General features: G+C 62.6%; 7 protein-coding genes and 2 pseudogenes. 3 read left to right on the top strand and 6 right to left on the bottom strand.

Going from position 1 to position 11,793, the window contains the following annotated elements; genetic code table 11:
* Positions 1–137 precede the first annotated feature (137 nt).
* The 3 genes from BVH74_RS01875 to BVH74_RS01865 are packed head-to-tail and all read left to right on the top strand — an operon-like array spanning position 138 to position 5,854.
* Positions 138–1,280: an efflux RND transporter periplasmic adaptor subunit gene (locus BVH74_RS01875; protein ID WP_155121683.1), complete on the top strand. Its 1,143-nt coding sequence runs from the start codon at positions 138–140 to the stop codon at positions 1,278–1,280.
* A gap of 15 nt (positions 1,281–1,295) precedes the next feature.
* On the top strand, positions 1,296–4,439 hold the full coding sequence (locus tag BVH74_RS01870; RefSeq protein WP_080048441.1) for an efflux RND transporter permease subunit: 3,144 nt from the start codon (positions 1,296–1,298) through the stop codon (positions 4,437–4,439).
* The gene (locus BVH74_RS01865) at positions 4,436–5,854 is read left to right on the top strand and encodes an efflux transporter outer membrane subunit (RefSeq protein ID WP_080048440.1); all 1,419 of its coding nucleotides are present in this window, start codon (positions 4,436–4,438) and stop codon (positions 5,852–5,854) included. The genes BVH74_RS01870 and BVH74_RS01865 overlap by 4 nt, the downstream gene beginning before the upstream one ends.
* Here the strand turns inward: BVH74_RS01865 and BVH74_RS01860 are convergent.
* The 6 genes and pseudogenes from BVH74_RS01860 to BVH74_RS01840 all read right to left on the bottom strand — a co-directional run bounded on the left by BVH74_RS01860 (position 5,851) and on the right by BVH74_RS01840 (position 11,762).
* Positions 5,851–6,609 (bottom strand): IclR family transcriptional regulator, encoded by a 759-nt coding sequence (locus BVH74_RS01860; RefSeq protein WP_080051584.1) that lies wholly within the window; start codon positions 6,607–6,609, stop codon positions 5,851–5,853. The genes BVH74_RS01865 and BVH74_RS01860 overlap by 4 nt on opposite strands.
* 12 nt (positions 6,610–6,621) lie before the next feature.
* The gene (locus tag BVH74_RS01855; RefSeq protein WP_373279472.1) at positions 6,622–7,299 is read right to left on the bottom strand and encodes a sarcosine oxidase subunit gamma; all 678 of its coding nucleotides are present in this window, start codon (positions 7,297–7,299) and stop codon (positions 6,622–6,624) included.
* A pseudogene (locus BVH74_RS19125) lies at positions 7,296–8,741 on the bottom strand (glycine cleavage T C-terminal barrel domain-containing protein); the annotation flags it as partial. The pseudogene BVH74_RS19125 and the gene BVH74_RS01855, both read right to left, overlap by 4 nt.
* Positions 8,742–8,812: 71 nt before the next feature.
* Positions 8,813–10,202, bottom strand: a pseudogene (locus BVH74_RS19120) (2Fe-2S iron-sulfur cluster-binding protein); the annotation flags it as partial.
* Positions 10,199–10,510: a sarcosine oxidase subunit delta gene (locus BVH74_RS01845; RefSeq protein WP_080048437.1), complete on the bottom strand. Its 312-nt coding sequence runs from the start codon at positions 10,508–10,510 to the stop codon at positions 10,199–10,201. The pseudogene BVH74_RS19120 and the gene BVH74_RS01845, both read right to left, overlap by 4 nt.
* A gap of 10 nt (positions 10,511–10,520) precedes the next feature.
* A complete protein-coding gene (locus tag BVH74_RS01840) occupies positions 10,521–11,762 on the bottom strand; it encodes an FAD-dependent oxidoreductase (protein WP_080048436.1) in 1,242 nt (413 codons plus the stop codon).
* Positions 11,763–11,793 lie beyond the last annotated feature (31 nt).

Here is an 11,793-nt window from a genome sequence, read left to right as displayed (position 1 = left end):
ACCCAAGGGTGGGCTGGCCGCTATATTAACCAATGCAATTTCCGTTTACAAACATTCATGAATGTAAGTATACTCGCTGCCATTCAAACCAAGCTATTCTGTTTGCACTCCCTGCTTCGACCCACGAGAGGTTCCCCATGCCCGCCATGCCAGGCCGCATTCTAGTTGCTCCCTTACTGGTTTCTGCGCTGTTGCTCAGCGCCTGCCAGCCCTCCGCAGATACTGCCGTGCCCGCTCAAGCCAAGCCGAAAGTCGGTGTCGTGGTGTTGCAGACAGAGCCCTTTGAACTGATCAGTGAATTGCCGGGCCGTACCGCGGCCTATCGGGTCGCCGAGGTACGTCCGCAGGTCAGCGGCATTATCCAGAAGCGTCTGTTTGCTGAGGGCAGCGAGGTCAAGGAGGGCGATCAGCTCTACCAGATCGATCCGTCAGTCTACGAAGCCAACCTGCAGAGCGCTCGCGCCGGGGTATTGTCGAGCCGTTCACTGGCCGAGCGCTATGCCACTCTGGTCAAGCAGGAGGCGGTCAGTCGCCAGCAGTATGACGAAGCCCGGGCCGCCAGCCTGCAGGCCGATGCTGTGTTGAAGCAGGCCGAGATCGACCTGCGCTACACCAGGGTGCTGGCGCCAATCTCTGGACGTATCGGCCGTTCGGCGGCCAGTGAAGGTGCTCTGGTCACCAGTGGCCAGGCCAATGAGCTGGCGACCATCCAGCAGATTGATCCGATCTATGTCGATGTGGTGCGTTCTGCCCGGGAAATGCTGAATCTGCGCCGTGAGATGGACGCCGGGCAATTGCAGATGGCTGGTGACGATGCCGCGCGGGTCACTCTGACTCTGGAAGATGGCAGTCAGTACGAGCATGCAGGGCAGCTCGAATTCTCCGAAGTGTCGGTGGATGCCAGTACCGGTTCGGTGACGCTGCGGGCGGTGTTCCCCAACCCGGAGCGGCTGTTGTTGCCGGGTATGTTCGTGCGGGCGCAACTGGTGTCTGGGCAGAAGGCTGAAGCGATCCTGGCGCCGCAGCAAGGTGTGACCCGTAACCCGCGTGGTGAGCCGGTGGCCATGGTGGTCAACGGTCAGGGCCAGGTCGAGCAGCGGGTACTGAGCGCCGAGCGCACTGTGGGCGACCGCTGGCTGGTCAGCGCCGGCCTGCAAGCCGGAGACCAGTTGATCACCGAAGGACTGCAGTTTATCCGTGCCGGTGACGAGGTTGAAGTGGTGCCGGCCAGCAATGTCAAAACCGCCAGCCTTCCCGGCGCCGAGCCGGTAGAAGGCTGAAAAGGAATCTGACGCATGTCGAAATTTTTTATTGATCGACCTATTTTCGCCTGGGTGATCGCCTTGGTGATCATGCTGGCTGGCGGGTTGTCAGTACTTAGTCTGCCGGTCAACCAGTACCCCAGCATCGCCGCTCCGGCCGTAGGGATTTCCGTAAGCTATCCTGGGGCCTCAGCCCAGACCGTGCAGGACACAGTGGTTCAGGTCATCGAACAGCAGATGAACGGTATCGATGGCTTGCGTTACATGTCCTCGTCGACCAATGCCGACGGCAGCATGAGCATCACCCTGACCTTCGAGCAAGGGATCGACCCGGATATCGCCCAGGTTCAGGTGCAGAACAAGCTGCAACTGGCGACTCCAATGCTGCCCCAGGAAGTACAGCAGCAGGGGATCAGGGTCACCAAGTCCACGGTCAACTTCCTGATGGTGATTGGCCTGGTGTCCACCGACGGCAGCCTGACTGGTCCGGACCTGGCCGACTACATCACGTCCAACCTGCAGGACCCGCTGTCGCGTACCCCCGGGGTTGGCGACTTTCAGGTCTTTGGCGCGCCCTATGCCATGCGGATCTGGCTGGACCCGGCACGGCTGAACAATTTCAGTCTGACCCCCAGTGATGTACGCAGCGCGATTCAGGAGCAGAACGTTCAGATTGCTTCCGGTCAATTGGGCGGCATGCCCTCGGTCGAAGAACAGCAACTGACCGCGACCATCATCGGCAAAACTCGTCTGCAGACCCCCGAGCAGTTCCGCGACATTCTGCTCAAGGTCAACCGCGATGGTTCCCAGGTACGCCTGGGTGATGTCGCCCGGGTTGAGCTGGGCGCCCAGAACGCCAGTACCAATGCTCAGTACAATGGTCAGCCAGCCACGGGGATCGCCATCAATCTGGCCACCGGCGCCAATGCGCTGGATACCACCAAGGCGGTCAAGGATACCGTTGAACGGCTCAGGCCGTTCTTTCCCGACGGGGTCGATGTGGTCTATCCGTACGAGACTGCGCCGGTGGTTTCGGCGTCGATCACCAACGTGGTGCATACCCTGATTGAGGCCGTAGTGCTGGTTTTCCTGGTGATGTTCCTGTTCTTGCAGAACTGGCGCGCCACCCTGATTCCAACCCTGGCAATCCCGGTGGTTATTCTGGGCACCTTCGGTGTCATGTCGGCCTTCGGTTTCAGCATCAACGTGCTGACCATGTTCGCCATGGTGCTGGCTATTGGTTTGCTGGTGGACGATGCGATCGTGGTGGTGGAGAACGTCGAACGGGTGATGAGCGAAGAAGGCCTGCCGCCGCGTGAGGCAACCCGCAAGTCGATGGGCCAGATCCAGGGCGCGTTGGTCGGTATCGGCATGGTGCTGTCGGCGGTGTTTATTCCGATGGCGTTCTTTGGCGGTTCGACCGGGGTCATCTACCGGCAGTTCTCGATCACTATCGTCTCGGCCATGGTGCTGTCGGTACTGGTGGCGTTGATCTTTACCCCGGCGCTGTGTGCCACCCTGCTCAAGCCGGTCAAGGCCGGGCATCACCATGAAAAGCGTGGGTTCTTCGGCTGGTTCAACCGGACCTTCAATCGCGGTGTGGACAGCTATCAGCGCAGCGTAGCCGGTATTCTGCGCAACAAGACGCCCTACCTGGCGCTGTATCTGCTGATCGGGGTGATCATGGTGTTCCTGTTCCTGCGTCTGCCCACCGCCTTCCTGCCGGATGAGGATCAGGGCGTGCTGTTTGCCCAGATCACTGCCCCGGTGGGTTCGACCACCGAGCGGACCCAGGCCAGTATCGACGAAGTGCGCCGTTACCTGCTGGAAGACGAGAGCGACATCGTCAGTTCGGTGTTCACCGTTAGCGGCTTCAACTTTGCCGGCCGCGGCCAGAACTCGGGTATCGCCTTCATCATGCTCAAGCCCTGGGAAGAGCGTACTCGGCCGGAGCAAAGCGTGTTCGCCCTGGCGGGCCGGGCCCAGGAGAAATTTGGCGAATTGCTGGATGCCCAGGTGTTCGCCTTCGCCCCGCCGGCGGTGATGGAACTGGGTAACGCTACTGGCTTCAACCTGTTCCTGCAGGATAACGCCGGAGTTGGACATGAAGTACTGATGCAGGCCCGCAACCAGTTCCTCGGTATGGCCAATGAACATCCGATGCTGATGGCGGTGCGCCCCAACGGCCTGGATGACGAGCCGCAATATCAACTGACGATCGATGATGAAAAGGCCCGGGTGCTCGGCGTGTCGCTGACAGATATCAACAGTACGCTGTCGATTGCCTGGGGCTCGGGGTATGTCAACGACTTTATCGACCGTGGCCGGGTCAAGCGGGTCTACTTGCAAGGCGAAGCCAGCTCGCGGATGAACCCGGAAGACTTCAATCAGTGGTATGTGCGCAATGCCGCCGGCGATATGGTGCCGTTCAGCGCCTTCAGCTCGGGCGAATGGACCTATGGACCGCCGAAGCTGGCGCGTTACAACGGTGTGTCGGCGGTCGAGATCCTGGGTGAAGCGGCGCCGGGCTACAGCTCGGGGGATGCTATGCGGGCAGTCGAGGAGATTGCCGCCCAGTTGCCACCGGGGGTGGGTTACTCCTGGACCGGGCTGTCCTATGAAGAGCGGCTGTCCGGCAACCAGGCGCCGGCACTTTATGCCCTGTCACTGATCATCGTGTTCCTGTGTCTGGCGGCGCTGTATGAAAGCTGGTCGATTCCGCTGGCCGTGATGCTGGTGGTGCCGCTGGGGATCATCGGCGCGGTGCTGGCGACCATGGGTCGCGGACTGTCCAACGATGTGTTCTTCCAGGTCGGTCTGCTGACCACCATTGGTCTGACGGCCCGTAACGCGATTCTGATCGTCGAGTTTGCCAAGAGCTTGCACTTGCAGGGACTGTCGTTGATCGATGCGGCGGTCGAGGCCTGCCGGATGCGCTTGCGGCCGATCATCATGACCTCGCTGGCATTCAGCATGGGGGTGTTGCCGCTGGCCATTTCCAGCGGTGCCGGGGCCGGTAGTGCACATTCGATCGGTACCGGTCTGCTGGGTGGCATGGCTGCGGCTACGGTGCTGGTGATCTTCTGGGTGCCGCTGTTCTTCGTGCTGATCTCTTCGCTGTTCTCGCGCAAGCCTGAACCTGAAGCGGATGCACCGGCTGCGGAGGTGCGCCCATGAACTTCAAGGCTTCGTTGATGATGGTGGCGATGCTGGGACTGACCGGCTGTTCACTGATACCCGAGTACCAGCGCCCGCCGGCGCCGGTACCGATGGATTGGCAGGCGGCCAACGACTTGCCTGGTGAGGCGCAGTTGAGCCTGGCTGGCTGGCGTGACTACTTCCAGGATCCGCAGTTGCAGACCCTGATCGCCAGTGCGCTGGAACACAATCGTGACTTGCGGGTGGCGGCGCTGAATGTCGAGGCCTATCGGGCTCTGTACCGGGTCCAGCGGGCTGAGCGCTTGCCGGAGCTGTCGGCCTCCGGCAGCGGTGCCCGGACCCGGCTGCCGGCCAGTCTCAGCGCCGGCGACCAGGCCATGATCAGCAGTCAATACAGCGCCACCCTGGATGTGGCCTGGGAGCTGGATCTGTTCGGCCGGATCGCCAGCCTGTCGGAGCAGGCGTTGGAAGAGTATCTGGCTACTGAACAGGCCCGGCGCGGAGTGCATACGGCCCTGGTGGCCAGTGTAGCGAGGGCCTACCTGACCTGGCAGGCGGATCAGAACCTGTTGCAACTGGCCGAGGAAACCATGGCCAATTATCAGCAGAGTTATGACCTGATCACCTTGAGTCAGCGTGAAGGGATTGCTTCGACACTGGAACTGGCGCAGTCACGAGCAGCGCTGGAATCTGCCCGGGCTGCGGTGGCCCAGTATCAGCGGCTGGTGGCCCAGGATCGCAATGCCCTGGCGCGCCTGGTTGGCCAGGAGCAGGCGCTGGCACCATTGGAATCGCGCACTCTGGAGGCGGTGGCGCTGCCGGCGTTGCCGGCCGACCTGTCTTCCGAGGTATTGCTGCAGCGCCCGGATGTGCGTCAGGCCGAACACCGGCTGCTGGCGGCTAATGCCAGTATCGGTGCGGCGCGGGCGGCATTCTTTCCGAGCATTCGCTTGACCGGGGCCGCGGGTACCGCCAGCAACGAGCTATCCGGGCTGTTCGATGGTGGCTCGGGTTACTGGAACTTCGCGCCGTCGATCGCGCTGCCGATCTTCAATGCTGGACGGCTGCAGGCCAACCTCGACTATGCCGAGCTCAGTCGTGACACTCGGGTGGCCGAGTATGAAGCTACCTTGCAGGAGGCGTTCCGTGAGGTAGCCGATGCACTGGCGGCACGTGAGGGTTACGGCGCCCAACTGCAGGCCCGTCAGGCGCTGGTTGAGGCCAACGAGCAGTATTACCGGCTGGCCGAGCAACGTTATCGTGGCGGAGTCGAGAGCCATCTGACTCTGCTCGATGCCCAGCGCGAACTGTTCAATGCCCGCCAGCAGTGGTTGAGCGAGCAACTGGCGCTGCTCAGCAGCGAGGTCGATCTGTTCCGGGCGCTCGGTGGTGGCTGGCTTGAAACCACTAACGCGCAAGAGGGTGCGGGTTAAACCGCACCCATCTGGCGGGAAATCCGTGCGGCCACGGCCAGCAGTTCCTGGCGGTAGCTGGCCTGGGTCTGCTCGTCCTCCAGCAAGGCTTCGGGCCCCGACAGGTTGATTGCGGCAATGATTCGCTGGCGGTGGTCACGGATCGCGCAGGCGATTGCCGTTGAATAATCGGAGCGGCTCAGTACCCAGCCGCGTTCTCGATCGCTCTCTACCTGATGCCGCAGCTCCGGCAGGCTGCGCGGGCCGGGTGGCGGATGGTCGTCCAGGCGACAGTAGCGGTAGAGCTGTTCCAGTTCGCTATCGGTCAAATCACACAGCAGGACCCGGCCCATGGCGCTGCGGTGACAGGCGATGCGACTGCCGATCGGAATGTTGACCGACAGGCGTTGGCCGGCAAACGCCCGATACAGGTACAGGCTGTCGGTCTGTTCGCGGATGCTCAGGTGGCAGGACAGCGAGGTGCGATCACGCAGGTGGTTGAGGTGGGGCATGGCCACCTCGACGATATCGCGACTGGCCAGGTAGCGGAAACCGTCACTGACCACCGCCGGCCCCAGTTCGTAGCTGTTGGTGCCGATCTTGTGCAGATAGCCCATGTCGCTAAGGGTCTGGACGATGCGGTACAGCGCCGACACGCTAACCTCCAGCGCTTCGGCCATCGCGTTCATGCTCAGACTGCGTTGCCCGGCATGGAACAGTTGCAGAATCTCAAGTCCGCGCTGCAACGAAGGTACCCGATAGTCGTTTTTCTCCATCATCTCGGCAGCTCAAATCAGGGCTTCTATCCCCACGGCGCAACCGTCGAACTCGCCCATGGCATCCAGCAGCGCGCCCCAGAAGTATTCGGCAGCGGCGCGGTCGCACAGCAACTCAAGGCAAGGCTGGAGCGGCGTGCCGGCGTTGATCACGATGACATTGATCCTCGCCGCCGAGGTCTGCGCTACCGCCAGTGGCGGGAAGCTCTGAGGGCGCAGGTCGACCGCACAGAGCTTGGCCATGACCTCGGCACAATGCTGCCCGCACAGCCTCAGCCAGGCATGGCTGTCGATACGGGGCAGCAGGTAGTTGGCCGTGGCGTCCTGCTGCCAGCCATTTTCCAGGCGCTGCAGGCGTTGACCCTGGTCGCCCAGACTGCCCAACAGCAAGTACTCGGTGCGCGACAGACGCGCCACCAGACTACCGTCGGTCTGGCGCAGGGCCAGGTTGGGGGCCGGGGGTAGCTCGAAACCCTGGGCCTGAAGGTAGTGGGCGCTGCCTGCGCCCCGAAAGCCGACCCGGGCCAGATTGCACAGATCGACCAGCGCGCAGCGCCTGGCTGCTTCTGTTTCACCGCTGCTGTAGCGGGCGACCGTCAGGCTATCGCCCAGCCTGCTCAGTTGGGCATTGGCCTGCAAGTGATACAGCGGGCTGCGGGTGGGGTATTGGGTGGGACTGATCATGATCACAGCTCCTGGCGACGGGTTTCGGGATCGTAGAACGGCAGCTCGACTACCTCGGCATGGACCATCTGGCCGCCTTCGACACGGATCGGCAGGTGTTGGCCAGGGCTGCCCTGATCGGCACCGGCATAGGCCATGCCGATGATTGCGTTCAGCGTGGGCGAGTACTCACAGGACGTGATGTTGCCGCTGATCTGTGCGCCGTTTAATACCAGATGACCTTCCAGCGGTCTGGGTGAGTCTGCCGGCAGGCGGAATCCAACCAGTTTGCGCTTGAGCGGCTGGGCTTCGAGAATTTCCACTGAGCGTTTGCCGACGAAGAACGGCTTCTTGCGGGCAATCGCCCAGGTCATGTCGATCTCGTCGATACGGGTCATGCCATCGGTGTCCTGGCCGATGATCACATGGCCTTTTTCCAGGCGCAGCAGGCGCTGGGCCTCGACCCCGAACGCCCGGATGCCAAACTCGGCCCCGGCCTGCATCAAGGCATCCCACAGGTACTCGCCATAGCGCGCCGGAACATGGATTTCATAACCCAGTTCACCGACAAAACCGACCCGCAGCAGACGCGCCGGTACCCCGGCTACAGTACCGGTACGCACGCCCAGATAGGGAAAGCCTTCGGCGGACAGATCAACGTCAGTACACAGCTTGGCCAGTACCTGACGCGCCAGTGGTCCGGCCAGATTGACTGCGGCCAGTGCGGTGGTCAGGTTGGTGATATCGACGTTCAGCCGCCACTGGGCGTTCCACTTGAGCATCTGTTGGTAGATGCGCTCGACACCGCTGGTGGTGGCGGTGACGTAGAAGTGCTGTTCGGCAAACCGGGCGCAGACACCATCGTCGATCACCACGCCCTGTTCGTTGGTCATCAGCGCGTAGCGCGAGCGACCTATCGGCTGTTTGACGAAGGCGAAGGTATACAGCCGGTTGAGTAATTCGGCCGCATCCGGACCGCGCAGATCCAGCCCGCCAAGAGTCGACACATCGATCAGCCCAACGTTGTTGCGCACGTTCAGGGCTTCGGCCTGGATACAGGCATCACGTTGATCAGCCGGGCCGTAATAGGCCGGTCGCTGCCAGTTGCCGGCCGGCATCAGTTGTGCTCCGGCCTGCAGGTGGCGCTGATGCATCGGCGTCTGGCGATACGGGTCGAAGCCGCGTCCGGCGATATGCGCCAGGCTTTCCGCGACGAACGGCGGGCGGGCGGTGGTCACACCGGTTTCGCTGACCGTGCGCTGGGTTGCGGCAGCGACCAGGCGGGCGGTCGGCAGGGCCGAGTGGCGCCCCTGAGAGGGTCCCATCCCTACGGTGGAGAAACGTTTGACCAGTTGCACGTCGCGGTAGCCGTGACGGGTGGCGTTGACGATATCGGCGATCTGCAGGTCTTCGTCGAAGTCGACGAACTCCTTGCCCTTGGGGTGGGCGAACAGCGGCCAGTCGGCATTAGCGCTGGGTTCCGGCTGCAGCATGCCCGCCTGATCCTGCGGCTCCAGGGCCAGGCCGTGCAGCGCCTGGTGCGCGGCGCGGCGGGCGTCGGCAAGCACGTTGTCGAGTTGCTGCCAGCCGTTGACCGAGCCGGCCAGCAGCAGGTTGTCCGGCAGCCCGCTGAGACGGAAGCTGGCACTGGCGTCATCGTAGCTGAGCCTGGCGCCGGCCTGACAGGCCAGTTGATAGACCGGCATGTAGCCTGAGGACATGCATAGCAGGTCACAGTCCAGTTCTGTACCACCGTTCTGGACCTTACCCCGCCCGCTGATCCGGCGGATTTCGACGCCGCCCAGGTGCAGGCCGCTGCGCCCGGTGCGGGCCGCGTACACGGTACTGCCCAGGTGGCAGGCAATGCCGCAGGTTTGCACCTGGGTCAACAGCAGCGGGTCGTGCGGCTGTGCACGCAGATCAACCAGTGCGGCGACCTCAACGCCTTGCTGATGCAGGTCGAGGGCGGCCAGGTAGCCGTGATCATTGCCGGTCAATACCACGGCCCGTTTCCCGGGTTTGACTGCATAGAGCTTCATCAGCCGCTGGACGGCGCTGGTCAGCAGGATGCCGGGCAGGTCGTTGTTGTGAAACACCACCGGCTGATCAAAAGCGCCGCTGGCGAGAATGCACTGTTTGGCCCGGACCTTGTACAGCCGTTGCCGCTGGATCACCGGCAGGAAGTTGTCGCTGAACCAGGCGTTGCAGGTCGCGTCGGTCATGACCCGGATATTGGGGTGCTGCTCGACCCTGTCGATCAGGTTGCGCCGCAGCCGATCCGCCGCGCCAGCGTCGGCAGCGAAGCGGCTCCAGGCCAGAGCTCCGCCCAGGTAGGCTTGCTGCTCGACCAGCAATACCTGGGCGCCGGCGTCGGCGGCACTCAGGGCTGCCTGCAAGCCGGCAGGGCCTGCGCCAATCACCGCGACGTCGGTAAACACAAAGGCCTTGTCGTGATAACCGCCACGGGCGTCGAGATCCAGCACACCGAGCCCGGCTTTCTTGCGGATCAAGGGCTCCCAGTATTTCCACACGCCCTTGGGCTTGTAGAAACTGCGGTAATAGAAGCCGACCGGCATGAAGCGTGAGAATTTGCCCAGGTAGGCGTCGCGGTCACGCGTCAGTGAGCCGCTGACGTTCTGGGCCCAGACCTCCAGGCCTTCGCTAAGACTCTGGCGGTCGGCCAGCGCATTGGGTTGCTGGGCCAGTTGCACCAGTGTATTGGCATCTTCGCCAGCCAGGGTCAGCGGCCCGCGGGGGCGGTGGTACTTGAACGAGCGTGACAGCAGCCACTGGCCGTTGGCGAGCAGTGCGCTGGCGATGCTGTCACCGGCCAGACCCTGGTAGTCGCGGCCATCAAAACGAAACGGCATAGGCTTGCTGCGATCGATCAGCAGGCCCATCGGGGCGGGCAGGCGCTCAGGGCTGTTCATGCGCTGACTTCCTCTTCACGGCTGGCCGGCAGGTTGAATTCGACCCGTTGGCTGAAGCGCTCGCTGGGGTCGTAGGTACGAATAATCTGGTCAGTAACGGTGTGACGCTCGGCCAGAAACCAGTAGCTGCTGGCCGTGTGCATCCACCACTCGGTGACTACTCCGGCGAGGTTGTTGCTGTTGAACACATAGTCGGCCCATTCGGCATCCGAGCAGGTGTTGGGGTCGGGCATGAGTTTGAATTCGCCGCCATAGGTGAATTCGCTGATGTTGCGCGGCCCGTTGAGCGGGCAGGGCATGATTTTCATGATTGCATCCTCAATGGCTGGCGGCGGTGGCGCCCATTTCGTTGACCTGCTCGAAGCGTGAGAAACGCTCCAGGGCAAAGGGCTGGATCAGCTCCGGTACCTGTCCGCCGCTGGCTACCAGTTCGGCCATGGTCTTGCCGCAGATCGGGGTGGCCTTGAAGCCCCAGGTACCCCAGCCGGCGTCCAGGTAGTAGTTGTCCAGCGGCGACAGGCCCATGATCGGGCTGTAGTCCGGGGTCATGTCGGTGATGCCGGCCCACTGGCGCATCAGCTTGGCCTGGGCCAGAAACGGGAACATCTCGATGGCATGGGCCAGCAGGCTTTCTTTCAGTTCCAGGGTCGAGCGTGTGTTGTACAGCGGGTAGGGATCCGAGCCACCACCAAACACCACCTCGCCGCGGCTGGTCTGCTGGACGTAGCAGTGCAGGGCCGAAGAGCTGACCAAGGGGTCAAGGAAGGGCTTGAATGGTTGGGTGACCATGGCTTGTAGCGGGTAGCTGTGAATCGGTGCGCGGATGCCCAGCTTGTTCAGCAGCAGCGAGCTGTGCCCGGCAATGGCCTGCACCACGCAGCCGCAGCGCACGGTGCCACGGTTGGTCTTGATGGCGCTGACCCGGTCGCCGTCGAGCACAAAGTCCTGGGCTTCGGTCAACTGATGAATTTCCACGCCGCGTTTGGCCGCCTGCTTGGCGTAGCCCCAGGCCACCGCATCGTGGCGGGCAGTGGCGCCGTCGATATGCCAGAGCCCGGCCAGTACCGGTAGATGCCCGGGGTCCAGGTTCAGGCTCGGCACCAGTTCGCGGATCTGCTGGCGGTCGATCATCTCGGTGCGGCCACCGAAGTGCTTGTTGACTTCGGCGCGTTGGCGAAAGGCGCGCACCGTGGCGTCGGTGTGCGCCAGAGTCAATTGGCCGCGCTCTGAGTACATGATGTTGAAGTCAAATTCGTTCGACAGTTCCTTGAACAGGCGCACCGACTCGGTATAGAACCGCACGCCCTCGCTGGTCAGGTAGTTGGAACGGATCACCGCTGTGTTGCGCGCAGTGTTGCCGCTACCCAGGTAGGATTTTTCCAGCACCGCGACATTGGTGATGCCGTGGTATTTGGCCAGGTAGTAGGCGATTGCCAGACCGTGGCCTCCGCCGCCGATGATCACCACGTCATAGCTCGGCTTGAGCTCGGTTGGTGCGGGCAAATCGACCTCGACCGGGTAGTCGGACGACAGGCCGTATTTCAACAGACTGAACGGCATGGGGCCTCCTGGGCATGCTGCCGGGTAATTT

Source organism: Halopseudomonas phragmitis, assembly GCF_002056295.1.
In the GTDB taxonomy this organism is placed as follows: domain Bacteria; phylum Pseudomonadota; class Gammaproteobacteria; order Pseudomonadales; family Pseudomonadaceae; genus Halopseudomonas; species Halopseudomonas phragmitis.
The sequence above is the reverse complement of the archived record's forward strand: the minus strand, read 5'-3'. Positions and strand labels throughout refer to the sequence as shown.